Consider the following 23,334-nt stretch of genomic DNA (forward strand, 5'->3'; position numbering starts at 1 on the left):
GCCGTGCCCCCTCTACGGCCCCGGTACGCGCGCGTACCAGGGCCGTAGGGCCGCGCCCCCTCGGTCCGGGGCGTCAGGGCCGCTGGAAGTGGACCTCGGGGTTCTCCGGCGTCGGGCCGTCGAGGAGGGGGCGCGGGAGCCCCCGGAGGTGCTGGTCGAAGAAGGCGCCGACGTACGTCCGGGTGACGGCGACGGCGCGGTCCGTGGGCAGCGGGGGCTGCGGCAGACCGAAGTGACGTGTGATCACGGGGCCGTCGGAGAAGGTGAAGTGCTCGGACCCGGCCACCGTGACCCAGCGCTTCCACCCGTCGAGCGCCGTCCACGTCCGGTCCCAGCTGGCGTCCTTGCCCCCGGGCAGGTGCATGTCGTCGTGGGTGCCCAGCATCATGAACGGGCGGCCCCGCAGGCCCTCCGCCGGAAGCTCCTCCCAGAAGGCGCCGTCCATGTTGATCCCGGCGTCGATGCGCGGATCGGCGACCATCGCCGAGGCCGCGCTCGCCCCGCCGATGGAGTGGCCCGCCATCCCGATCCGGCTCGCGTCGATCAGCTGGGAGTAACGCCAGGCCGGCCTCGGCCCGGTGAGCCGGTCCAGGACGTACCGCATGTCGGCCGCCCGGGTCGAGGTGACGACACTGCCGGGCACCCCTCCCTCGTCCAGGGCCGTACAGGCGACACAAGTGAGCGTCCGGCCGTCGGGGAGGCTGATTCCGTACGACTCGTAGGCGTGGTCGACCGAGGCGACGACGTAGCCGCGCGAGGCGAGGTCCTCGGCAAGGTGGGTGAGCGTCCACCGCGAGACGCTGAAGCCGGGCGACAGCAGCACCAGGGGCCGTCGGCCCGGCGCCGGCCGTACGTCGGTCCTGCTGTGGGTGCGCGTCCGGGCGAGCACGTCGCCGGAGACGCCCGGCCCGAGCTGTTCGGCCAGGAGCCGCGCCTCCTCCCGCGTGGCGTACGGGGCGGGCTTACCGCCGCCGGAGCGCGCGGCCGGGTAGTGGAGGGTCACCATCAGCGCCCGGCCGTCGGCGGTGGGCACCCAGGGGTCGGTGCGGGACCGGTCGACCAGCGGAAGGACCGTGCTGCCGACGGCGTACGGGCCGGTGGGCGCCGGGAGGACGGCGGCCCGCGCCGCCTGCGCGGCGGCGGTCGGGGCCGCGGGGCCGGGGGCTCCGGCGGCGGTGGCGACCCCGGCGGATAAGGCGAGGGAGCAGACGAGGACGGCGGCCGCGGCCGCTCGCGTGATTCGGGTCATGCGGGCACGCTAGACGCGACGCGCGCGCCACCGCGTCCACCCACGGGCGCAGTCGGGGTCAGCCGGGAGTCTGAGGCGAGATCCGGCCCGGCGGACGCCCTGGCAGCAGCGGATGGGGCGCGCACCCGGCCGGTGCGCGCCCCGTGCTTCGCTCGCTGCCCCGGGCGTCAGCCGAGGGGCAGTTCCAGGAAGGACGGCTCGCCCTCGGGTGAGCCCACGGCCGTCTGCGTCCAGGTGACGGAGGCGTCGCCGTAGAGGGGGTCCTTGCTGTCGACGACCAGCGTCAGGCGGTGGCCTGCGGGGATGTCGTACGCGGCGGCCTGGAGGTTCCAGGTCACGGTGGTGTCCTGTTCGGGCGTCAGGCCGTACACGTTGAGCGGTTCGTGGGTGATGATCCGTGCCGTGCCGTCCTCGGCGACGTCGAAGAGATGGGCCACGAAGCTCGCCGAGGTGGCGGTGTTGGAGCGGACCGTGAGGCGCAGGCGCGGGATGCCCCGGACCCGGCGGCCTGCTGCGTCCGCCCCGTCGGCGGGGTGGAGTGGTTCGGTGGTCCAGGCGAGGGCGTGCCGCCGGTCGATCTTGTGGGTGTCGTAGATCTTCGGATTGCCGGCGTACTCCGCCTGACCGGTCGTCATGATCGGCAGGTCCATCGCGGTCGCCTCGGTGTCGACGCCGGCGACGAAGGTGCGTCGCCAGCCGACGCCCTCGGGCGGTGCCGACTCCTCGCCGCCGCCGGGGAGGAGGGCTCCGTCCGCGCCGCCGGCACCGTCGCCGGTGAGCGCGAAGGTCTCGACCCGGGTGGTGACGTCGTCCCAGACGGCCCGGGTCTCGCGGGCGGCGGGTTCGACGACCCGGTTCTGGCCGGTCGGCTCGCCGGTCTCCGGGTCCAGGACGGGTTCCGTGCGGTAGGTGAACATCACCTGGTTGCAGACCTGGTCCCAGTCCTCGACCCCGTTCGCCTCGCCCTTGAGGTGGTGGTCGAGCCAGGCGTACGCCTCCGCCAGCGGGATGTTGACCTGGCCGGGCTGGGTGCCGATGAGGCCGGCGCCCTCGGGGACGGCGTGGTCGCCGATCCAGACGTTGAGGCGCTTCGGGACGGTCAGCCCCTGGAAGGTCTTCAGGACCTGGTTGACCGGGAAGAGGCTCTCGTGCCAGGTGTTGGAGAAGAAGGTGGGCGTGCCCTTCTCGTTGGTCTCTGCGAGGTACGACTCGGGAGAGCGGCGCCGGCCCCAGGCGACGACGGCCTCCATGTTCCGGTCGTTCGCGAAGTCCTCGAAGATGGCCTGGTTGACCTCGTCGAACCTCTCGTGCACCTCTCCGCCGGTGAAGTCGAGGAGGAGTTCCACGGCCTTCACGTGCCGGGTCTCGTGGTCGTACAGGCTGGTGGCGAGGTTGCCCCAGGTGCTGAGGGCGACGACGGCCGCGACCCGGTCGTCGTGGGCGGCGACGAGCTGGCTGATGCCGGAGCCGTAGGACTCCCCCATGAAGCCGATGACGCTCGGCGCGAAGCGGTCGACGGCGAAGTCGATGACGTCGGAGCCGTCGGAGACGTCGTTCGGCCCCGCGACGTCGACGAGACCCTCGGAGGTGGAGGGAAGCCCCTTGTAGCCGAGGCCGCGGGGTGTGTACGCGAGGACGTGGTAGCCCTTGCGGGCCAGGGTCGCGTACGCCCAGAGGAAGATCGGCCAGCCGAAGGGCGTCCAGCCGGCCGGGAAGACGACGAGCGGGTGCGGGCCGGGGCTCAGCTGCCGGAGGCTGAACGCGGAGAGCCGGGTGCCGTCCGTGGCCTCGATGCGGTGGTAGGCGGGCCAGGCAAGGCCGCGTACCTCCTCGACGTGGGCGGCGAGTTCGGCGGGCAGCAGGCCCTCCGCGCTCGGGTCGAGCAGCGCGGTGGCGAGGGTCTGGCCCAGCCGGGCGGCGTCGGGGTTCACCGTTCCGTCGGCGGCCCAGATGCCGGTCTGCGCGATCCGGGCGGCCTCGGCGGCGGTGATCCCCGCCGAGATGCCCGGGAAGCCGGGGAAGTTCTCGGACGGTCCGGCGGTGAAGGGGGTGTCCTGGGGCACGTGCACCCGTTTCTCTCGAGTGGGCAGCTGACTGTCCGCCATGCGGACGGTCGCAAGCCTCACGCATGGGGAGCAGTGCGACCAGAGCGCACGATCAGCGCACAGATCACGGAACCGGACGCGAACGACACAAGACGCCCCGAAGTCGATGTTTGAGGACACCGGGTGCGAGCCAGGGCCAGGCCACGGTCAGTCGGACGCCGGCTCCGGCTCCGGCTCGGACGCGCGCTCGCGGACGACGAGCAGGGCGGCCACGTCGTCGTCGAGACGGCCGGAGCCGTACGCCGCGAGGTCCCGGTGCAGGAGTCCGGGCAGTTCGGCGGCCGGATTCCGCACCCAGCCGCGCATCCGGGTCTCCAGCGGGTAGAAGGTGCCGGCCCGGTCGCGGGTCTCGCTGACACCGTCGGTGTAGAGGAGCAGCCGGTCTCCCGGGCCGAAGGGGATCTCCTCGATCCGGTGGTGGTTCTCGGCGAGTCCCGCGAGGTTGATGGGCAGTGAGGGGTCGGCGAAGTCGACCGGCGCGACCTCATTGCCGTGCTGGAGCAGCGGGGCGGGGTGGCCACAGCTGAGCAGTCGGGCGACCTCGCGGTCGTCGGGGAGTTCCACCAGGACGACGGTGGCGAAGCGTTCCGCGGCGTCGGACTCCGGGTCCCAGCCTCCGTAGCGGGCGAGGCCGGCGTCGAGCCGGTCGGCGAGGGCGGCGAGGTCCGGGGCGTCGTTGACGCTGCCGCGAAAGGCGCCCAGCAGGACGGAGGCGGTCTCGACGGCGCCGAGGCCCTTGCCCTGAACGTCGCCGAGCATGAGCCGCACGGCACCCGGCACCCGTAGTGCCTCGTAGAAGTCGCCGCCGATCCTGGCCTTGGCCGCGGCGGCCACGTACAGCAGGTGCAGGTCGAAGCGGCCGAGGCGGTCGGGCAGCGGACGCAGGACGACCCGCTGGACGACCTCCGCGACCGCCGTCACCTCGCGCAGGTCCTGCTCGTAGCGCGTGCGGACCCGGCTGACCCAGGCCGCGGCGGCGGTGACGGCGACGAGCACGACCTCGCTCGCGAGCAGTTCGGGCACGACGGCCTCGTCCCTGCCGAAGCTGAGCAGGGCGCGCACCCCCATGGCGAGCAGCCCGATGCCGACCGTCCCGCGCACGCTCCAGGTGACGGCGGCGAGCGCGGGCGCGGCGACGAGGAGCCGTTCGAAGCGCTCCCTGTCGGGGGTGAAGACGTCGGCGAGGGCGGTCACGATCAGGATCAGGAAGGGCAGGGCGCGACCGAGGTTGAACTGGGTGCGCGCGGCCGCGCCGGGTGGACGCCGGTGACGAGCAGCGGGCATCTCATGATCGTACGCAGCTCCGCCGTCCCGGCCCGGGTGCCGTCGGACCCTGGCGTGTCCCCGCATCGGCCGTGCGGCGCACGGCGCCGGGCAGGGCGAGGGCGGCCGGGAGCGCGAGGGCCGCCATGGCCGCGAGGGCCGGCAGGGCGATCCCCCGCTCCGGTACGAATCCTCCCTCGGGGACGAGCGCGAGGAGGAGGGTCGCGAGGGCGACGCCGAGCGCGGGGCCGATGTTCATCGCGGTCTGCTGGAGGCCGCCGGCGACTCCGGCGTGGGCTTCGGGCGCGCGGTGCACGACGACGGAGGTCGCGGTCACCATGAGCGTGACGAACCCGGCGCCGAGGAGGGCGGAGGCTACTCCGACCGCGACGGCCCCTGCGGTCGCGTCGAGCCGCGAGAGGTGCAGGACCCCGAGTGTGAGCAGCACCGCGCCCGCCGTCGCCGTGTTCCGGGGGCCGAACCGGCGCTGGAGCGGTGGGCAGAGCGGGGCGCCCAGCACCATGAGTGCGGCGAGGGGCAGCACCCGCAGCGCGCACTGGAGGGGGTCGAGCCCCTGGACGTCCTGGAGGAAGTACGTCGCCACGAAGAGCGACCCGAACAGGGCGGCGGAGGCGGCGAGGAGCGCGGCGAGCCCGGCGACGACGGGCACGCTCCTGAGGAGCTCGGGGGCGAGGAGGGGCCGCGCCGTCCGCGTCTCGTGCCGGGCGAAGGCGATGCCGGCGGCGGCGCTCGCCAGGCACGCGAGCACCGCCGTTCCCGTGCCGCCGGGGCGCGCCGCCTCGACGAGCCCGTGGACGAGCAGGCCCAGGGCCGCGGCGAGCAGCAGGGCGCCCAGCGGGTCGAGCGAGGCGAGCCCGTCGGCGGCCCGGCGTTTCGACGGGTCGGAGGAGTGGGGCTGGTCGGGGCCGTGCGGCCGGCGCGTGTCCGGGTGCGCCGCGGCGTTCGGTTCCCGGGTGGTCAGAGCGACGAGTCCGATCGCGAGGGTCGGGGGTACGCCGAGGAGGAAGACCGCGCGCCAGCCGTACGCGGAGACCAGGGCGCCGCCGACGAGCGGCCCTGCCGCGGCGGCGAGGCCGATGGCGGCGGTGCGTATGGCGATCGGGGTCGCGAGCCGCTCCGGGGGGAAGGCGGTGCGCAGCATGCCGAGCGTGGCGGGCTGGAGGAACGCGCCGCACACGCCCTGGAGCACCCGCAGCACGATCACCGCGCCGATGCCGGGTGCCAGGGCGATGCCGGTGGACGCCACGGCGAAGCCGAGCGCGCCGAAGGCGAAGACCCGGCGGTGCCCGTACCGGTCGCCGAGCCGCCCGGCGAAGACCAGGAGGCTCGCGACGGCCACGAGGTAACCGGTGCTCGTCCACTGGACCTGACCGACGTCGGCGTGCAGATCGCGCTGGAGTGCGGGCTGGGCGACCGTGAGGACCGTCCCGTCGAGGGCGACGACGACGGCCCCGACGACGCTGCAGGTGAGGACCGGGGTGCGCGGCCGGGTCACGGCGCCACCTCCGCGGGTCCGAGGTGGGCGTCGAGCGCGGCCTTGAGGAAGGGCGCCGGGTCGTCGCCCCCGGTGGCGAGCCGGAGGCTGCCCCAGTGCCAGAGCTGGGCGATGCCGTGCAGGTTGGCCCACAGCGCGCCCGCGACGACGGCCGCGTCGGCATCGGGCCGTACGCGGGCGACGAGTCCGGTGAGGTGGGCGAAGAGCGGCAGGCTCGTCTCCCGCAGCCCCAGCCGGCCGCTCTCCAGGAGGTCGTGGCGGAACATCAGCTCGTACATCCCGCGCCGGGTCGCCGCGTAATCGAGGTACACCCCGGCGAGCAGCTGGACGCGTTCGCGCGGGGGTGCGGTCTCCCGGTCCTCGGCGGTGACTCGTGCGGCCAGCTCGGCGAAGCCCTGGCGGGCGATGGCCGAGAGCAGGTCGAGGTGGGTCGGGAAGTGGCGTCGGGGCGCGCCGTGGGAGACGCCGGCCCGGCGGGCGATCTCGCGCAGCGAGAGCGCCTGGGCGCCTTCGCCGTTCACCAGGTCGACGCCGGCGCGGATCAGGCGGCCGCGCAGTCCGGCCTCTTCCTCTGCTGCTTCGTCTTCTACTTCTTCCGGGCTCATAGACACTGTCTACCAGGAGTGAGTAGACAGTGTCTACGGAGCCGCGCGCCCCGTCCGTTACACTGGGACACAGCGAAGGGGAGTAGCCCTGCGAACCGGTCGTCGACACACTGGAACCCCCGGGTTCCCGGTGACCGGGTCCACGTATGCGGTGGACGGGCGAGACCTTCGGCCAGGCAACAGCCGTGTCCGCGTTCCCGTGGGCGCGGTCCGTCATGCCGGGCCGAGTGGTCCTCCCGTCGCCCTCCTAGGCGCGCGAAGTCCATGGGCCCGGACCGAGCAGAGAGCCCCGGTATGCACCTCGACCCCTTGGCGATCCTCACCGCCTTCGGGCTGATCTTCCTCGCCGAGCTTCCCGACAAGACGATGTTCGCGTCGCTCGCCATGGGCACGCGCATGCGTCCGCTGTACGTGTGGATCGGCACCTCCACCGCCTTCCTGGCGCACGTCGCCATCGCCGTGGGAGCCGGCAGCCTGCTCGGGCTGCTCCCCGGCTGGTCGGTGAAGCTGGTCTCCGCCCTGATGTTCGGCTTCGGCGCCTTCATGCTGCTGCGCGGCGGGGGCGACGACGACGAGGCCGACGAGGGCGGCCGGACCGTCACCGGCTTCTGGCCCGTCTTCTCGACCGCCTTCATGGCCGTCTTCATCAGTGAGTGGGGCGACCTGACGCAGATCACCACGGCCAACCTCGCCGCCACCAACGGCACCTGGTCGACGGCGATCGGCTCGCTCGCCGCCCTGATGAGCGTCTCCGCCCTCGCCCTGGTGGCGGGCCGTTTCATCGCCAAGCGCGTACCGCTCAAGACCGTGCAGCGGGTCGGCGGCGTCTGCATGGCCGGCCTCGCGATCTGGTCCCTGGTCGAGGTCTTCACCGGCTGACGCCGGCAGCCGTCACGGCTCCGCACCGCACGCCCCCGCCTCCCGCGGGGGCGTGCGGCGTTTCGCCACCGCGCGACGTCGCGCACGAGCACGTCGCCCCTCCGCTCGCCCGACGAGCACCGTCGCGCGATCCCTTGATGAAGCAATGAATCACTGCTTCACTCCTTCCATGCCCTACCGACGCACCCCCGCCGTCCAGGCCCGGCTCGACGCCCAGCGCGCCTCCGTCGTCGACGCGGCGCTCGGGCTCCTCGCCGAGCAGGGGTACGCGGGGTGCACCATGGCGGCGGTCGCCGCGCGGGCCGGGATCGCGACGGGCAGTGTCTACCGGCACTTCCCGAGCAAGGCCGATCTGGCCGTCGAGCTGTTCCGCACCGTGGTGGGCCGGGAGGTGGCGGCCGTCTCGGAGGCGGCCGGACACCCCGGGCACCGGTCGGCGGCCGAGCGGGTGGTGGCGGTCATCGAGACCTTCGCCCTGCGCGCCCTGAAGTCTCCGCGCCTCGCGTACGCGCTGCTCGCCGAGCCGGTCGATCCGGCCGTCGACGCCGAGCGGCTGGTGTTCCGGCGCGCCTTCCGCGATGTGTTCGCCGCCCGGGTCGCGGAGGGCGCGCGGACGGGCGAGCTGCCGCCGCAGGACCCGGTCCTGACGGCTTCCGCGCTGGTGGGCGCGGGCGCGGAGGCGCTCGTCGGACCGCTGGCGGAGGGGTCCGTCGGACACGAGACCGTACCCGCACTCGTCACTTTCACCCTGCGAGCTCTGGGAGTTCCCGATGCCGACCACGCATGAGGTCACCAATCAGGTACCGCCGCTGACCGGTTACGACGTCGCCGCCGACCCCGCGCTCCTCGAAGCGCTGCGCCGTGAGGGCGCCGGCTGGGCCGAGGCCGAGGTCCGCGAGCTCGGTCGACGGGCCGGCGGCGAGGAGGCCCAGGAGTGGGGGCGGCTCGCCGAGCGCCACTCCCCCGTCCTGCACACCCACGACCGGTACGGGCACCGGATCGACGAGGTCGAGTTCCACCCGCACTGGCACGACCTGATGACGGTGGCCGTCGAGAACGGTCTGCACGGCGCGCCCTGGGCCGACGAACGGCCGGGCGCGCACGTGGCGCGCGCCGCGAAGGTGTTCGTGTGGGGGCAGGCGGACGCGGGACACCTGTGCCCGGTCTCCATGACGTACGCGGCCGTGCCGGCCCTGCGCGCCCAGCCGGAACTCGCCGAGGTGTACGAGCCGCTGCTCACCTCCTCCTCGTACGACTTCGGGCTGCGGGTGCCGACGGAGAAGCGCGGGATCATCGCCGGGATGTCGATGACCGAGAAGCAGGGCGGCTCGGACGTCCGCGCGAACACGACCCGGGCGGTGCCGACGGGCGAGCCGGGGCTGTACGCGCTGACCGGGCACAAGTGGTTCACCTCGGCGCCGATGTCGGACGTCTTCCTCACCCTCGCGCAGACGGAGGGCGGCCTGTCCTGCTTCCTGGTGCCCCGGGTGCTGCCGGACGGCAGCCGGAACCCGATCCGCCTCCAGCGCCTCAAGGACAAGCTGGGCAACCGCTCCAACGCCTCATCGGAGATCGAGTACGAGGGTGCCGTCGGGCGGCTCGTCGGCGAGGAGGGGCGCGGGGTGGCGACCATCATCCGGATGGTCAACATGACGCGGCTCGACTGCGCGATCAGCTCCGCGTCCGGCATGCGCCTCGGGCTCGTGCAGGCGGTGCATCACGCCACGCATCGCGAGGCCTTCGGCGCGCGGCTCGTCGACCAGCCGCTGATGCGGAACGTGCTGGCCGACCTGGCCGTCGAGGCCGAGGCGGCGACGCTGGCGGCGCTGCGGCTCGCCGGCGCGGTCGACCGCGCGGCGCGCGGTGACGCCGAGGAGGAGCAGCTCCGCAGGCTCGGCCTCGCCGTCACCAAGTACTGGGTGTGCAAGCGGGCCCCCGCGCACGCGGCCGAGGCCCTCGAATGCCTGGGCGGAAACGGGTACGTCGAGGACTCGGGCCTCCCGAGGCTCTACCGCGAGTCGCCGCTTCCTTCGATCTGGGAGGGCTCCGGGAACGTGGCCGCCCTCGACGTCCTGCGGGCGATGGCCCGTCAGCCGCAGGCGGTCGAGGCGTACTTCGCCGAGGTCGACCGCGGCGCGGGCGCCGACCGCCGCCTCGACGCGGCCGTCGCCGGCCTCCGCAAGGACCTCGCGGGGCTCGGCGACCCCGACGCGGCGGCCTACGGCGCCCGCCGCCTCGTCGAGCGCCTCGCGCTCGTCCTCCAGGGCTCCCTGCTCGTACGCCACGGAGACCCGGCGGTCGCCGACGCGTTCTGCGCCTCCCGTCTCGACGGCGACCGCGGGCTCGCCTTCGGCACGCTCCCGGCCGGCGTCGACACCGCGGCGATCATCGCGCGCAGCGGCCCGGACGCCGTGTCAGCGGGCTAGAAGCGGGGGCCGCCTCTCAGGCGGCGGGCGGCACCACCGGCTGCGACTGGGTGGAGCAGTGGATGCCGCCACCGCCGCTCGCGATGTTGTCGATCGCGACCGGGACGATCTCGCGGCCGGGGTACGCGCCCTGGAGGATGGTGCGCGCCGCGGCGTCCGCGGTGGCGTCGCCGAACTGCGGGACGATGACGGCGCCGTTGGGCGTGTAGTAGTTGGTGTAGCTCGCGAGGAACGACTTGCTCGGGTTGGTGATCTGCCGGCGGTCCGGGCAGGGCAGTTCCGTGAGGACGAGCGGACGGCCCTGGGCGTCGGTCGCGCTCTGCAGGATGCGCTTGGTCTCCTCGTACACCGCGGCCCACGGGCCGGTGGACTCGGGGCCGGGCTTGTCGAGGATGACCTTGCCGGGCGCGCTGAAGCGGGCCAGGCAGTCGATGTGGCAGTCCGTGATGTCCTGCCCGGCGAGACCCGGCACCCAGATCACCTTGGTCACGCCGAGCGAGCTCTTCAGTGCCTGCTCGACCTGGTCCTGGGACATTCCGGGGTTGCGGTTGGGGTTGACCAGGGAGCTGACCGTGGCGAGCAGGGTGCCCTGGCCGTCGGTCTCCAGGGAGCCGCCCTCGCCGACGAAGCCGGCCTGGACGCGCTGGAGGCCGTAGTGCGTGAGCATGGTCGCGGCCGCGGCGGCGTCGTTGGCGAAGGGCTGGTAGTAGGTGGTGCCGGTCTTGCCCCAGCCGTTGAAGTTGGTGTCGAGGCCGGCGATCACGCCGGGGCCGGTCAGGAACGTCGGGCCGAAGTCCCGGATCCACAGGTCGTCATTGGCGATCTCCAGGACCGTGATGCCGTACGGCCCACCGGTGCCGCACGTGCTCCGCGCCTCGGCGGCGTGCGCGGGCCCGGCGACGAGGACGACCGGCTCGAAGCGGGAGATCTGCTGCGCGACGCGGGCGATGTCGGCGCGGACGCCCGGCAGGTTGGCGCCCCAGACCGAGGACAGCGTGGGCCACGCCATGAACGTCCGCACGTGCGGGCCGTCTTCGGCGGGCATCCGCAGCGGCACTCCGGTGGGGCTGGTGGCCGCGTACGCGGCGGTGGGCACGGTCGCGCCCAGAGCGAGCGCGGGAATCGCCGCCGCACCGAACTTGAGGATGCTCCGTCTCGACGTGTCCGACGGATTCATGAGGGTTTCTCCGATGCGTGAGGGGTGGGGGGTCGGGTGGTGCAGCACCCAACCCCCCTGGTTCGACTGATAATTCAGTCAGTCGCGACGAGATGGGCCGATTCCGGTCAGGCGGAGGGTCAGGCGGAGGGCGGCACCACCGGCTGCGACTGGGTGGCGCAGTGGATGCCGCCACCGCCGCTCGCGATGTTGTCGATGTTGATCTGGATGATGTCGCGGGTCGGGTACGCGCCCTGGATCACGTTCCGGGCCACGCTGTCGGCGTAGCTGTCGCCGAACTGCGGCATGAAGACGGCGTTGTTGGCGGTGTAGTAGTTGGTGTAGCTGGAGAGGAACTCCTTGCCCGAGCCGCGGATGTAGTTCTTGTCGGGGCCGGGGAGTTCGGTGATGGCGAGGCGGCGGCCCTTCGCGTCGGTGGCGCTCTGGAGGACCCGCTTGGTCTCGTCGTAGACGGCACGCCACTGGGCGCTGACGCCGGGGCCGGGCTTGTCCAGCATGACCTTGCCGGGCGCGATGAAGCGGGCGAGGCAGTCGATGTGGCAGTCGGTGATGTCCTGGCCGGCGAGGCCCGGCACCCAGATCACCTTGTCGACGCCGACGGAGGACTTGAGGTCCGCCTCGACCTGGGCCTGGGACTTGCCCGGGTTGCGGTTGGCGTTGACCAGCGAGCTGACGGTGGCGAGCAGCGTGCCGTCGCCGTCCACTTCGAGCGAGCCGCCCTCGCCGACGAAGGAGGCCTGGACGCGCTGGATGCCGTAGCGGTCGAGCAGGATCGAAGCGGCGGCGGCGTCGTTGGCGAAGGGCTGGTAGTAGGTGGTGCCGGTCTTGCCCCAGCCGTTGAAGTTGGTGTCGAGGCCCGCGATCACGCCGGGACCGGTCAGGAACGTCGGGCCGAAGTCCCGGATCCACAGGTCGTCATTGGCGATCTCCAGGACCGTGATGCTGTAGTACGCGCCGGCGCCGCAGGCGTACCGGGCACCGGCCGCCTGTCCGGGGCGGGCCAGCATGACGACGGGTTCGTAGCGGGAGATCTGGTAGGCGACTTCGGCGATGTCGTTGCGGACGCCGGAGAGGCCGGTGCCCCAGACCGAGGACAGGGCGGGCCAGGCCATGAAGGTCTGCAGGTGGCGGCCGTCCTCGGCCGGCATCCGCAGCTGCGTGCCGTTGGGAGCGGTGGCGGCGCGGGCGGTGGCGGGGAGGAGTCCACCGAGGGCCAGGGCGGGGACGGCCGCGGCACCGAACTTGAGGAGGTTGCGCCGGGAGGTTTGAGGCATGTTCATGGAGCTCTCCCTAGAGAGGTGGGGGCGTGGGGGGGGTGGGAGTGTGTCCTGCGCCGCACATACTGGCGTCAACTGAAAATTCAGTCAAGCTCTGTCCTGGACTGTTCTGGACGATACGGCTCCGCCGCCTGCCGAGACCTCTGGCAGGCGGCGGAGCCGGTTCCCGGGGACCCGCTGGGGTCAGCCCGTCAGGATGACGAGGCGCTGGGTGGCCCGGGTCATCGCGACGTAGCGGTCGACGGCGCCCGCGATGCCGTCGCCGAAGCGGTCGGGGTCGACGAGGACGACCAGGTCGAACTCGAGGCCCTTGGACAGCGACGGGGTGAGCGAGCGGACGCGGGGCCTCTCCCGGAACGTCGGATCACCGATGACGCAGGCGACGCCCTCGGCGTGTTCGGCGAGCCAGGAGTCGAGGATCGAGTCGAGGTCGGAGACGGCGCCGTGGACGACGGGGAGGCCGTTGCCACGGACGGAGGTGGGCACGTTGGCGTCGGGGATGGCGGCGCGGATGACCGGCTCGGCCTCGGCCATCACCTCTTCCGGTGTGCGGTAGTTGATGCTCAGGCTCGCGACCTCGATGCGGTCGAAGCCATTGCGTTCGAGCCGCTCCGTCCACGACTCGGTGAAGCCGTGCCGGGTCTGGGCGCGGTCGCCGACGATGGTGAAACTGCGGGAGGGGCAGCGGAGCAGCAGCATCTGCCATTCCGCGTCGGTGAGCTCCTGGGCCTCGTCGACGACGATGTGCGCGAAGGGGCCGGCGAGGGGTTCCGGGACGGCGACGGGCAGGGCCGCGTCGTCGATCAGGCTGTCCTTGAGGTCCTGTCCGCGCAGCATGGTCACCGCGCCCTCGCCGTCGTCGTCGGCGGCGAGCACGTTGTCGATGACGTCGGCCATGCGGGCGCGCTCGGCGTCGACGGAGGCCTGGTGGCGGCGCTTGCGCGCCGAGGCCTCCGGGTCGCCGAGCCGCCGGCGGGCCGCGTCCAGGAGCGGCAGGTCGGACACCGTCCAGGCCGCCGGGTCCGTGCGGCGCAGGGTGCGCACCTCGTCGGGGGTGAGCCAGGGCGCGCAGAGCCGCAGGTAGGCGGGGACGGTCCACAGGTCGCCGACGAGGTCGGCCGCTTCGAGCAGCGGCCAGGACTGGTTGAGGGTCTCGATGAGCTCCCGGTCGAGGAGCAGGGACTTCCGGAAGAGCTCGGGCGGGACGTCGGCGTCGTTCTTGTCCGTGAGGATCGCGACGAGTTCCTCCAGGATCTGGTCGCGTGCCTCGTTGTGCGGGGTGCCGGGCTCGACCGCCTGGAACGCCTCGGCCCAGTCGTCGGCGCCGAGCCACACGTCGGACCAGGAGGTGGTGACCGTCATCCCTTCGGTGGGCGGCGTCTCGTAGAAGCGGACGGCCGTCTCGATCGCACCGACCATGGCGGCCGAGGACTTCAGGCGGGCCACCTCCGGGTCGGTCTCGGCGGCCGCGCGGGCTCCCTCGGCGACGAGGTCCCGCACGGTGCAGGTCTGGACGCCTTCCTCGCCGAGGCTGGGGAGGACGTCGGCGACGTAGTTGAGGTAGGGCTGGTGGGGGCCGACGAAGAGCACGCCGCCGCGCCGGTGGCCGAGGCGCGGGTCGGAGTACAGCAGGTAGGCGGAGCGGTGCAGGGCGACGACGGTCTTGCCGGTGCCCGGGCCGCCGTCGACGACGAGCGCGCCGCGGGATCCCGCGCGGATGATGGCGTCCTGGTCGGACTGGATGGTGGAGAGCACGTCGCGCATCCGGGCCGAGCGTTCGCCGCCGAGGCTGGCGATGAACGCGGACTGGTCGTCGAGGGCCGCGTGGTGTGCGAGTCCGTCGGCGGTGAAGACCTCGTCCCAGTAGTCGCTGACGCGGCCCCGGGTCCACCGGTACCTGCGGCGGCTCTCCAGGCCCATCGGGTGGGCGTGGGTCGCCGCGAAGAACGGCTCCGCGGCCGGGGAACGCCAGTCGACGAGCAGCCGTCGCCCCTCGCTGTCGGTGAGCCCGAGGCGCCCGATGTACAGCGTCTCCCCGTCCGCGCCGACGACGTGTCCGAGGCACAGGTCGAGGCCGAACCGGCGCAGGGCGCGCAGCCTTCCGGTCAGCCGGTGGATCTCCAGGTCCCGCTCCATCGCCGCCTGACCGACACCGCCGGGTGCCTTGCGCTCGGCGTCGAGGCGCTCGGACAGTTCGGCGATCGCCTGCTCAAGGCTCTCCGCGATGGCCGCGAAGTGCTTCTCGTCGTGGGCGATCAACTCGGGGGCCGCCTTGCCGGCGAGGGTGTCGGGCAGTTCGAAGGCGCTGGTGGTCTGAAGGTGCATGTCTCCCGTTTCCGCAGGTCTTGGCGCTACGAGGGGAGATTCTGCGGCACCACGGGGGCCTTGCCGCAAGCCCCCCGGTGCGCTATAAGTTAAGAGTGGCGGAGGGCGTGTGCTCCTCTCCCCCGGTGGGCCGTGTGGATTCCGGCCCCTTTTTTCTTTCCCTTCTCGGTCGCACTCTCGCGGCGCGCCCTCCTTCCCGGTGGCAGGCTGGTGGAGCACGCGTCCCATGGCCACGGCGTCAGCCGTTTCGAGAGGGAGTCCCTGTTGGGCAGCGAGGCGATCCACGACGAACTGGACCGGCGATCGGGCGAGGTCGCCCAGCAGGTGGTCGCCTGGAGGCACCACCTGCACCGGCATCCCGAGCTGTCGAACCGTGAGGTGAACACGGCCCGCCTGGTGGCGGACCGGCTGCGCGAGTCGGGCCTCGACGAGGTCCGGACCGGCATCGCCGGGCACGGCGTCGTGGGGGTCCTGCGCGGCGGCGTGCCCGGTGACCGGGTCGTGGCGCTCCGGGCGGACATGGACGCCCTCCCGGTGCGGGACCTGTGCGGCACGGACTTCGCCTCCGACGTCGTGGACGCCGACTACCCGGGCGGCCCGTTCCCGGTGTCGCACGCCTGCGGCCACGACTGTCACACCGCGATGCTCCTCGGGGCGGCGACGGTCCTCGCCGGCGTCCGCGAACGGCTGCCGGGCGCGGTCCTGTTCGTCTTCCAGCCCGCCGAGGAAGGACCCCCGGTGACCGAGGAGGGCGGCGCCCGGGCGATGGTGGAGGCGGGCGCCTTCGCCTCCCCGGTGCCGACGATGGCCTTCGGCCTGCATGTGACGCCGCATCCGAAGGGGTACGTGGGGTACCGGATCGGCAATCAGTACGGTGCCTCCGCCCTCGTCCGTATCGTCGTCACCGGCAAGCAGACGCACGGTTCGACGCCCTGGGAGGGGATCGACCCGATGCCGGCGGTCGGGGCGGTGCTCACGGGCATCGGCCAGCTGTACCGGCAGGTCTCGGCCTTCGACGCGGTCACCGTGTCGATCGGGCACGTGGAGGACGTCGGGCGCTTCAACATCGTCGGCCAGACGGTCACCCTGTGGGGCACGGTCCGCTGTGCCGTGGAGTCGGACATGGCGGAGGTCCGGCGTCGCCTCACGACCCTCGCCGTGCACTCGGCGGCGGCCTACGGGGCCACCGCCTCCGTCGAGTACCTCCAGCCCGTGCCGCCCGTGCACAACAGCGGGCCCTGGGTGGAAGCCGCGTTGCCGACCTTCCGCCGGGTGGTGGGCGAGGAGCGCGTGGTGGAGACCGGCGGGACCCTGGGGTACGACGACGTCTCCGAGTTCGTGAGCCGGTTCGGCGGCCTGTACGTGATGCTCGGGGTCCAGGACGGGAAGCTGGACGCCATGGGGAGGCCGGTGCCGCTGCCGGGCGGCCGGGGTCTGGTCACCAACCACAACCCGCACTTCTACGCGGACGACGACACGCTCGTCACCGGTGTCCGGCTCCACGCGCACGTGGCGTACGACCATCTGGCGGGGGCGCTGGTCGCGTCGGCGGAGACGTAGCGCCCCGGATGCCGTCGGCTCACACGCCGACCGCCCGGACGAACGCCCTGAGCAGGTCGGAGTCGGCGGCGGTCGGCCAGGCGAGGCCGTAGGTGAGGGGCGGGGCGTCGCGCAGCGGGACGTAGGCGATGCCGGGCCGGGGGTGGTAGGCGGCGCCTCGTGCCGCGCCGGGGGCGGCCCCGCGCCCGGCGGAGACGTGGGAGAGGACCTCCTGCCAGGTGGCGGCGGCCGGGCCGCGGCCGATGGGGGCGCCGGACGGGGTGCGGCGCGGGTAGTGGTGGTCGGTCCAGTAGTCGGGGACGGCGCCCTCGGGGGCGATCAGCGCCAGGCCGGCGAGGTCTTCGAGGCAGAGGGACGGCCGTGAGGCGAGCGGGTGTGCGACGGGCAGGAGCAGGACCCGCTCGTCGGTGAGGACGACGGGGCCGGTGGTGAGGCCGGGCTCGCGGACGGGGAAGGCGACGAACTGGACGTCGAGCGAGCCGTCCTGGAGGAAGCGGGTCCCGGCGTCGTAGGGGACCTCGCGGACGGTGATCTCGCAGTCGGGGTGGAGGGCGAGGAGGGTGTCGGCGGCGGCGGTGAGGAGTTCGCCGCCCCAGGCGGGTCCGAAGCCGGTGCGCAGCCTGCCGTGGAGACCGCGAGCGGCGGCGGTGGCGCGTTCCACGGCGGCGCGCATCTGCCGGTAGGCGGGCAGGAGGTCCTCGTACAGGGTGCGGCCGACCGGGGTGAGGCTGACGCTGCGGCTGGTGCGGGTGAACAGCGGTGTGCCGACGCGGCGCTCCAGCTTCTTGACGGTCTGGCTGACGCGGCCGGTGGAGACGCCGAGGCGTTCGGCGGTGCGCCCGAAGTGGAGCTCTTCGGACAGCGTCAGGAACGCCTCCAGTTCGTACCGTTCGAGCATCGCCCCTCCAGCGATCGTTGAGTGTGGCTCAACGCCGATTCGATGATCGCATCTTGTTCGGCCCGGGTGGCGGCGAGGAGTCTGGACGGGTCCCCCTCGCCCGTACGGAAGAGAGTCCGTGGAACCGAGCCCCCTCGCCGCACCCGCGTCCGCCAAGCCCGTGAACGTGCCGCTGTTCGCGCTCGCGGGGGCCGTCGCCGTCGCCAACCTCTACTTCCCGCAGCCGCTGCTCGCCGCCGTGGCGCGCGGTCTCCAGGTCTCGGAGCGAACGGCGGGGCTGATCGCCCCGGCCGCCCAGCTCGGGTACGCGCTCGGTCTCCTGCTGCTCGTCCCCCTCGCCGACACGGCGCGGCTGCGGCGCCTCACGTCCGTGCTGCTCGCCCTGACGAGTGCGTCGCTGCTCGTCGCCGCGGCGGCTCCCGGTGTGGTCACCCTCGTCGTGGCGACGTTCGCGCTGTCCACCACGACCGTCCTTCCGCAGATCCTCACCCCGGTGGCGGCCGTCCTCGCGGGTCCGGGGCGGCGGGGCCGGGTGGTGGCCCTGGTGGGCCTCGGTCTGACGCTCGGCTCGACCCTCTCCCGTACGGTCTCGGGCGTGGTGGCGGACGCGACCGGCAGCTGGCGGGCGGCCTACGTGGTCGCGGCGGCGGCGACGGCGGCCCTGCTGCTCGTCCTGCCGGGGCGGCTGCCGGAGCGGCTCGGTGCCCGGGGGCGTACGTCGTACGCGGGGCTGCTCGCGGGCCTGCCGCGGCTGCTCGTCGCCCATCGGGAGCTGCGGGTGTCGGCGCTCCTCGGGGCGTGCGCCTTCGCCGCGTTCAGTGTCTTCTGGGCGGTGCTCGCCTTCCATCTGGCGGCGCCGCCCCTCGGCTACGGGCCGGGGGTGGCCGGCCTCTTCGGGCTTCTCACCCTGCCGGCGGCGCTGCTGTCGGCTGCGGCCGGTCCGCTGGCCGACCGGTACGGGCCGGGGGCGCTGAGCGCCGGCGGTCTCCTGTGCGCCGGGCTCGGGCTCGGGGTCGCGGTGCTCGCCCCTTCCTCCCCCGTGGCGCTGGCCGCCGGGGGAAACCTGCTGGTGCTCGGGGTCAGCTCGTCGCAGGTGGCGGCACAGGCGCGGATCTTCGGCATCGGGCAGGACGTGGCGGCGCGGGTGAACACGGTCTTCATGCTGGCCACCTTCGGCGGCGGCGCGCTGGGCTCGCTGGCCGGTTCCTGGCTGTACGCGCTCCACGGCTGGGCGGCCGCGGTGCTCGCCGCGCTGCTGTGCGTGGCCGCCGGGCTCCTGGTGGTGGCCGTGTCGACGCGGCCCCGAGTTGCGTCCCGCACGGCACACGGGACGCTGGGGGTATCCGCCCGCACACCGTCGCCGGAGTGACCCCGTAGGGAGAGACATGACGCCTGACGACCTCGCCGAGCTGGCCGACACGCACATGGCCTCGGCCCGCAAGGCTCCGCACGGACGCAGCACTCACGTGATCATGCACGACGGGGTGCTCCGGCAGTCCGTCATCGCGCTGACCGCGGGCACCTCCCTGGGCGAGCACAACGCGCCGCCGGCGGCGAGTCTCCAGGTGCTGCGCGGCCGGGTGAACCTGACGGCCGCCGACCGGACGGAGACGCTGTCGGAGGGCATGCTCCGCATGATCCCGAAGGAGCGGCACGGTCTGACCGCCGTGGAGGACTCGGTGGTGCTCCTGACCGCCGTGAACGACTGAGCTCAGTCCGCCGCGGTGACCAGGACCAGCGGCGCGCCCCCGCAGGGCAGCAGGCGCAGCCCGCCGTCCTGCTGTTCGGCCTGCGGTCCGGCGAGCACGGCGGCGAAGTCCGGTCCCTTGGTGAGGGATCCGGCGAGGTGGGCCGGGTCGGTGGAGGCGGCCACCCGGCCTCGGGCGTTGACCAGACGGGCCGGCGCGGGCAGCCGCTGGAGGACGGGCAGCACGGCGGCCTCGAAGTGGCGCAGGTACACGTCGGCGGCGGCGACTCCGACGAACCGGCCCGCGTGGGTCACGGGCGCGGAGAGGGTCAGGCCGTACTCGTCGGAGCACAGGTAGTCGACGTACGGGCCCGCGACGGCCCGCCGGCCGGTCTCGCGGGGCAGGGTGTACCAGTCCCAGTGGGTGTAGTCCGAGTAGGCGGAGTGCGCCGGGTCCAGGTCGAGCAGCAGCGGCCGTACGGCTCCGCCGGGTCCGCGCTGCCACCATTCGAGGCAGCCGGGCGCGTCGGCGATGAGGCCCGGCGCGGCGACGAAGCCGATGCCGGAGACCAGCGGGAGGGCGGCGAGGCGGGCGCGCAGGCCGGGCCGCAGGGCCGCGAGGTCGGCGGCGAGGGGCTCGCGGGCCTCCCCGGCCACCTCGGCGAGCAGGGTGCTCGTGTCGGTGCCGGTCTCGGCCACGGCGTCGAAGACCTGTTCCAGCGTGTCCCGGACCCGGTGCACGACCTCGGTGACGGGGCTCGCTTCCGTGCCCGGGGTCGCGGGTGCGGTGCGCGCGGTGCCGGGTGTGGCGAGAACGGCGCGCGTCGGCTCAGTGGTGGCCCTCGTGGGGCCCGCGAGCCCGGTGCTGCTGGCCATGCGTGTCCTCCTCGGACCGAGGCTCGGCGCGGCCGGGGGCGGCGAGGCGCAGCGCGATCAGCCGCTCCACCGACTCCCGTACGCATGTCTCGGCGAGCGTTCTGGCCCGCTCGTCGGCCTCATCCTGCACGGCGGAGATCACGGCGCGGTGACGATCCGACAGAACGGCCAGATACGCGGGGTCGTCGAGGACGAGACAGAGCAGGGCGCCCAGGTCGGTTTGGAGGGCGATCTCCTCGCGGGTGAGGCGCGCGGACTGCGCGGCGGCGGCGAGTTCGACGTGGAAGCGGCCGTAGAGCCGGCCGCGGGTCGCCGGGTCGGTGGCGGCGGTGAGCTCCTCGACCGTGCGGGTGAGGGGGCGCAGGTCGCCGGGCTGGGTGCGGCGGGCGGCGAGCAGGGCGGCGGCGCCGGAGACGGCGGCCCAGTGGTCGCCGAGGTCGCGCAGTTCCTCGGTGGACCAGTCGGCGAGCCGGGCGCGCAGCCGTTCTTCGGGAGGGCTGTCGGGCAGGGTGACGAAGCTGCCGCCGCCGCGGCCGCGGCGGGTGGTGACGAGCCCCTGCTGCCGGAGGGCCATGAGGGCTTCGCGCAGGGTGACGGTGGAGACGCCGAGCTGGCCGGCGAGCTCGGTCTCGCCGGGCAGCTGCTCCCCGTCGGCGAGCAGGCCGAGCTCGATGGCGTCGGCGATGCGGCGGACGACGGTGTCCACGCGCGCGCGGGTGTCGACGGGGGCGAAGGCGGCCTTGCGGGCGGGGCCCGCCCCGGCCGTGCGACCCCCGTCGTCCGACCTGCCGTTCGGTCTCACGGTTAACCACCTCGCGCGTCGCGCTTGAGCGTTGACTCAGCCTTTACCTTAAAGGGGTCTTGAGATTTGAACTATGACTTCATATGTTTACCGCCACGCCCGAGCAACGCTCCACCGCACCAGAAAGGTTCCCGCCCATGGAGGGAATGGCGATCCGGCTGACGGGACTGCGCAAGACCTACGGCAGGACCGAGGCCGTGGCCGGTGTGGACCTGGAGATCGCCGACGGCGAGTTCTTCTCGATGCTCGGCCCCTCCGGGTCCGGCAAGACGACCGTGCTGCGGATGATCGCCGGCTTCGAACCGCCCAGCGGCGGCACCGTCGAACTGGCCGGCCGGGACGTCACCCGGCTCGCGCCCTTCGAGCGCGATGTGCACACCGTCTTCCAGGACTACGCGCTCTTCCCCCATATGACGATCGAACAGAACGTCGCCTACGGCCTCAAGGTGCGCGGGGTCCCCCGCGCCGAACGCCTGGTGCGGGCCCGCGCCTTCCTCGCCCGGGTCGGCCTCGACGGCCTCGGCCGCCGCCGGCCCGCCGAGCTCTCCGGCGGCCAGCGCCAGCGCGTCGCCCTGGCCCGCGCGCTCGTCGGACGCCCCCGCGTCCTCCTGCTCGACGAACCGCTCGGCGCGCTCGACCTCAAGCTCCGCGAGCGGATGCAGGTCGAGCTCAAGGAGATCCAGCGCGAGGTCGGCATCACCTTCGTGTTCGTCACCCACGACCAGGAGGAGGCCCTGACCATGAGCGACCGGATCGCGGTCTTCAACCGGGGCCGCATCGAACAGGTCGGCACCCCCGCCGAGATCTACGAACGTCCCGGCAGCCCCTTCGTCGCCGGTTTCGTCGGCACCTCCAACCTGATCAGCGGCGACACCGCGCGGCGGGTGGTCGGGGCGCCGGGCACCTACAGCATCCGGCCGGAGAAGATCCGCGTCGTCGCCGACCCTGCCGCCCCCGCCGAGGCCGGGGTCGCCACCGCCGCCGGCACGGTCGCCGAGGTCGTCTACCTCGGCGACTCCACCCGCTTCCTGGTCGACCTCGACACCGGCGGCCGGCTCACCGCCGTCCAGCAGAACCTGGAGACCTCCTCCGCCGACCTCGCCGGCTTCCGCGGCGCCCGGGTCGGCCTCCAGTGGCACCCCCGCCACGCCGTGCTCGTCCCCGACACCCCGTAACACCCGCCCGGGACCCGTCCCCGCGCAGGACCGAAGCACCCGCCTCCGCGGAACACGTCCTCACAGGACCGCAGCACCCGTCCCTTCAGGCCCCCGTCCCCTCACGCAACGGAGTACCACGTGCGCCCGCACCGCTCCCTCCTGACCGCAGCCGCCGTCTCGGGACTGCTCCTCCTCACCGCCTGCGGATCGGCGGACCCGGCCGGTTCCGGCAAGTCCGGCGGCCTCAACCCGCCCGACCTCAAGGCGCCCACCGCGCTCGGCAAGGCGGAGGGCGAGGTCAACCTGATCGCCTGGGCCGGCTACGTCGAGGACGGCTCCAACGACCCCAAGGTCGACTGGGTCAGCGCCTTCGAGAAGCAGACCGGCTGCCAGGTGAACGCCAAGACGGCCGCGACCTCCGACGAGATGGTCTCGCTGATGAAGACCGGCCAGTACGACGCCGTGTCCGCGTCCGGTGACGCCTCGCTGCGGCTCATCGCCTCCGGCGACGCCGCTCCCGTGAACACGGCGCTGGTGCCCCACTACGCCGACGTCTTCGCCGGGCTCAAGAACAAGGACTGGAACTCCGTCAAGGGCGTCGCCTACGGCATCCCGCACGGCCGCGGCGCCAACCTCCTCATGTACGACACCGAGAAGGTGAAGCCCGCTCCCGACTCCTGGTCCGCGGTCTTCGACAAGGCCTCGGCACACAGCGGGAAGGTCACCGCCTACGACTCCCCCATCTACCTCGCCGACGCCGCCCTGTACCTGAAGGCGACCAAGCCGGAGCTGGGCATCAAGAACCCCTACGCGCTCGACCAGAAGCAGTTCGACGCCTCGGTCGCCCTGCTCAAGGAGCAGAACGCGCACATCGGCGAGTACTGGAGCGACTACCTCAAGGAGATCTCCGCCTTCAAGAGCGGCGACTCGGTCGTCGGCACCAGCTGGCAGGTCATCGCCAACCTCGCGCGGGCCGAGGGCGCGAAGACCGAGGTGGTGCTGCCGAAGGAGGGCTCCACCGGCTGGTCCGACACCTGGATGGTCTCGGCGAAGGCCAAGCACCCCACCTGCGCCTACAAGTGGCTCGACTGGATCGTCTCGCCCAAGACCAACGCCCAGGTCGCCGAGTACTTCGGCGAGGCGCCGGCCAACGCCAAGTCCTGCGCCGAGACCGCCGACAAGAACCACTGCGCCACCTTCCACGCCACCGACGAGACCTACTGGCAGCAGGTGCACTTCTGGACCACGCCGATCGAGCAGTGCCTCGACGGGCGCACGGACGCGCGCTGTGTCCCGTACGCCAAGTGGGTCCAGGCCTGGAACGAGATCAAGGGCTGATCGCCGCACCATGACCACGCTCTCCCCCTCCCCGCGCGCCACCGGTGCCGGTGCCGCCGCCGGGTCCGGCCGGGCTCCCGGCCCGGCCCGGCGGCTTTTCGGCGGGTCCTACCCCCCGCACCCACTCCGGGTTGTCTCCCCGTCCCACCCCCCCCCCCCCTTGCCTTGCTCTCCCCCCCCCCCGTCTTCCCCGC

The 23,334-nt window shown here is 73.2% G+C and carries 19 protein-coding genes; 8 read left to right on the top strand and 11 right to left on the bottom strand.

Features of this window, described 5'->3' with window-relative positions; all coding sequences use genetic code 11:
- Positions 1-73: 73 nt before the first annotated feature.
- The 5 genes from ACZ7G1_RS16015 to ACZ7G1_RS16035 form a co-directional block, all read right to left on the bottom strand.
- Positions 74-1,249, bottom strand: a complete 1,176-nt coding sequence (locus ACZ7G1_RS16015) for an alpha/beta hydrolase family protein (RefSeq protein ID WP_470881613.1) — start codon at positions 1,247-1,249, stop codon at positions 74-76.
- 167 nt (positions 1,250-1,416) lie between these two features.
- Entirely contained in the window at positions 1,417-3,312 is a 1,896-nt protein-coding gene (locus ACZ7G1_RS16020) for an alpha/beta fold hydrolase (RefSeq protein ID WP_470881611.1), read from the bottom strand.
- Between the two features lie 189 nt (positions 3,313-3,501).
- Positions 3,502-4,638 (bottom strand): PP2C family protein-serine/threonine phosphatase, encoded by a 1,137-nt coding sequence (locus ACZ7G1_RS16025; RefSeq protein WP_470881609.1) that lies wholly within the window; start codon positions 4,636-4,638, stop codon positions 3,502-3,504.
- A gap of 1 nt (position 4,639) precedes the next feature.
- On the bottom strand, positions 4,640-6,133 hold the full coding sequence (locus ACZ7G1_RS16030; RefSeq protein WP_470881607.1) for an MFS transporter: 1,494 nt from the start codon (positions 6,131-6,133) through the stop codon (positions 4,640-4,642).
- Positions 6,130-6,738, bottom strand: a complete 609-nt coding sequence (locus tag ACZ7G1_RS16035) for a TetR/AcrR family transcriptional regulator (RefSeq protein ID WP_470881605.1) — start codon at positions 6,736-6,738, stop codon at positions 6,130-6,132. The genes ACZ7G1_RS16030 and ACZ7G1_RS16035 overlap by 4 nt, the downstream gene beginning before the upstream one ends.
- Before the next feature lie 294 nt (positions 6,739-7,032).
- Here ACZ7G1_RS16035 and ACZ7G1_RS16040 point away from each other — a divergent pair, with 294 nt between their 5' ends.
- From ACZ7G1_RS16040 to ACZ7G1_RS16050, 3 genes are all read left to right on the top strand, one after another.
- Positions 7,033-7,617, top strand: a complete 585-nt coding sequence (locus ACZ7G1_RS16040; protein ID WP_470881603.1) for a TMEM165/GDT1 family protein — start codon at positions 7,033-7,035, stop codon at positions 7,615-7,617.
- Between the two features lie 169 nt (positions 7,618-7,786).
- Positions 7,787-8,404 (top strand): TetR/AcrR family transcriptional regulator, encoded by a 618-nt coding sequence (locus tag ACZ7G1_RS16045; RefSeq protein WP_470881601.1) that lies wholly within the window; start codon positions 7,787-7,789, stop codon positions 8,402-8,404.
- Positions 8,388-10,043: an acyl-CoA dehydrogenase family protein gene (locus tag ACZ7G1_RS16050; RefSeq protein ID WP_470881599.1), complete on the top strand. Its 1,656-nt coding sequence runs from the start codon at positions 8,388-8,390 to the stop codon at positions 10,041-10,043. The genes ACZ7G1_RS16045 and ACZ7G1_RS16050 overlap by 17 nt, the downstream gene beginning before the upstream one ends.
- 16 nt (positions 10,044-10,059) lie before the next feature.
- Here the strand turns inward: ACZ7G1_RS16050 and ACZ7G1_RS16055 are convergent, their stop codons facing one another.
- The 3 genes from ACZ7G1_RS16055 to helR form a co-directional block, all read right to left on the bottom strand.
- Positions 10,060-11,220 carry an agmatine deiminase family protein gene (locus ACZ7G1_RS16055; RefSeq protein WP_470881597.1) on the bottom strand — a complete coding sequence of 387 codons (1,161 nt, stop codon included), beginning with the start codon at positions 11,218-11,220 and terminating at the stop codon, positions 10,060-10,062.
- 119 nt (positions 11,221-11,339) lie between these two features.
- The gene (locus ACZ7G1_RS16060; protein WP_470881595.1) at positions 11,340-12,500 is read right to left on the bottom strand and encodes an agmatine deiminase family protein; all 1,161 of its coding nucleotides are present in this window, start codon (positions 12,498-12,500) and stop codon (positions 11,340-11,342) included.
- 180 nt (positions 12,501-12,680) lie between these two features.
- Positions 12,681-14,822, bottom strand: coding sequence for an RNA polymerase recycling motor ATPase HelR (helR, locus tag ACZ7G1_RS16065; RefSeq protein WP_470881593.1), 2,142 nt, complete (start codon positions 14,820-14,822; stop codon positions 12,681-12,683).
- 264 nt (positions 14,823-15,086) lie between these two features.
- On the opposite strand from helR, the gene ACZ7G1_RS16070 reads away from it, so the two are divergent.
- Positions 15,087-16,382 carry a M20 metallopeptidase family protein gene (locus ACZ7G1_RS16070; RefSeq protein WP_470881591.1) on the top strand — a complete coding sequence of 432 codons (1,296 nt, stop codon included), beginning with the start codon at positions 15,087-15,089 and terminating at the stop codon, positions 16,380-16,382.
- A gap of 19 nt (positions 16,383-16,401) precedes the next feature.
- Here the strand turns inward: ACZ7G1_RS16070 and ACZ7G1_RS16075 are convergent, their stop codons facing one another.
- Positions 16,402-17,280, bottom strand: coding sequence for a LysR family transcriptional regulator (locus ACZ7G1_RS16075; protein WP_470881589.1), 879 nt, complete (start codon positions 17,278-17,280; stop codon positions 16,402-16,404).
- A gap of 118 nt (positions 17,281-17,398) precedes the next feature.
- On the opposite strand from ACZ7G1_RS16075, the gene ACZ7G1_RS16080 reads away from it, so the two are divergent.
- Positions 17,399-18,649: an MFS transporter gene (locus ACZ7G1_RS16080; protein ID WP_470881587.1), complete on the top strand. Its 1,251-nt coding sequence runs from the start codon at positions 17,399-17,401 to the stop codon at positions 18,647-18,649.
- 16 nt (positions 18,650-18,665) lie between these two features.
- On the top strand, positions 18,666-18,989 hold the full coding sequence (locus ACZ7G1_RS16085) for a cupin domain-containing protein (protein WP_470881585.1): 324 nt from the start codon (positions 18,666-18,668) through the stop codon (positions 18,987-18,989).
- A 2-nt stretch (positions 18,990-18,991) separates the two neighbouring features.
- On the opposite strand, the gene ACZ7G1_RS16090 is transcribed toward ACZ7G1_RS16085, so the two are convergent.
- Complete coding sequence (locus ACZ7G1_RS16090) at positions 18,992-19,843, bottom strand: cache domain-containing protein (protein ID WP_470881583.1); 852 nt, start codon at positions 19,841-19,843, stop codon at positions 18,992-18,994.
- Positions 19,797-20,645, bottom strand: a complete 849-nt coding sequence (locus ACZ7G1_RS16095; protein ID WP_470881581.1) for a FadR/GntR family transcriptional regulator — start codon at positions 20,643-20,645, stop codon at positions 19,797-19,799. Before ACZ7G1_RS16095 ends, ACZ7G1_RS16090 begins: the two co-directional genes overlap by 47 nt.
- Before the next feature lie 137 nt (positions 20,646-20,782).
- Here ACZ7G1_RS16095 and ACZ7G1_RS16100 point away from each other — a divergent pair, with 137 nt between their 5' ends.
- The gene (locus tag ACZ7G1_RS16100) at positions 20,783-21,820 is read left to right on the top strand and encodes an ABC transporter ATP-binding protein (protein ID WP_470881580.1); all 1,038 of its coding nucleotides are present in this window, start codon (positions 20,783-20,785) and stop codon (positions 21,818-21,820) included.
- A gap of 120 nt (positions 21,821-21,940) precedes the next feature.
- Positions 21,941-23,140 (top strand): ABC transporter substrate-binding protein, encoded by a 1,200-nt coding sequence (locus tag ACZ7G1_RS16105; protein ID WP_470881578.1) that lies wholly within the window; start codon positions 21,941-21,943, stop codon positions 23,138-23,140.
- The last annotated feature ends 194 nt before the right edge of the window (positions 23,141-23,334 follow it).

This window comes from Streptomyces sp. NPDC037273, from assembly GCF_055603625.1.

Bases quoted from the DNA above. Each gene is read 5' to 3' on its own strand.
- ACZ7G1_RS16100 (WP_470881580.1), top strand. From the start codon at position 20,783: ATGGAGGGAATGGCGATCCGGCTGACGGGACTGCGCAAGACCTACGGC.
- ACZ7G1_RS16090 (WP_470881583.1), bottom strand. From the start codon at position 19,843: ATGGCCAGCAGCACCGGGCTCGCGGGCCCCACGAGGGCCACCACTGAG.
- helR (WP_470881593.1), bottom strand. From the start codon at position 14,822: ATGCACCTTCAGACCACCAGCGCCTTCGAACTGCCCGACACCCTCGCC.
- ACZ7G1_RS16015 (WP_470881613.1), bottom strand. From the start codon at position 1,249: ATGACCCGAATCACGCGAGCGGCCGCGGCCGCCGTCCTCGTCTGCTCC.
- ACZ7G1_RS16045 (WP_470881601.1), top strand. From the start codon at position 7,787: ATGCCCTACCGACGCACCCCCGCCGTCCAGGCCCGGCTCGACGCCCAG.
- ACZ7G1_RS16050 (WP_470881599.1), top strand. From the start codon at position 8,388: ATGCCGACCACGCATGAGGTCACCAATCAGGTACCGCCGCTGACCGGT.
- ACZ7G1_RS16075 (WP_470881589.1), bottom strand. From the start codon at position 17,280: ATGCTCGAACGGTACGAACTGGAGGCGTTCCTGACGCTGTCCGAAGAG.
- ACZ7G1_RS16055 (WP_470881597.1), bottom strand. From the start codon at position 11,220: ATGAATCCGTCGGACACGTCGAGACGGAGCATCCTCAAGTTCGGTGCG.
- ACZ7G1_RS16060 (WP_470881595.1), bottom strand. From the start codon at position 12,500: ATGAACATGCCTCAAACCTCCCGGCGCAACCTCCTCAAGTTCGGTGCC.
- ACZ7G1_RS16040 (WP_470881603.1), top strand. From the start codon at position 7,033: ATGCACCTCGACCCCTTGGCGATCCTCACCGCCTTCGGGCTGATCTTC.
- ACZ7G1_RS16035 (WP_470881605.1), bottom strand. From the start codon at position 6,738: ATGAGCCCGGAAGAAGTAGAAGACGAAGCAGCAGAGGAAGAGGCCGGA.
- ACZ7G1_RS16085 (WP_470881585.1), top strand. From the start codon at position 18,666: ATGACGCCTGACGACCTCGCCGAGCTGGCCGACACGCACATGGCCTCG.
- ACZ7G1_RS16025 (WP_470881609.1), bottom strand. From the start codon at position 4,638: ATGCCCGCTGCTCGTCACCGGCGTCCACCCGGCGCGGCCGCGCGCACC.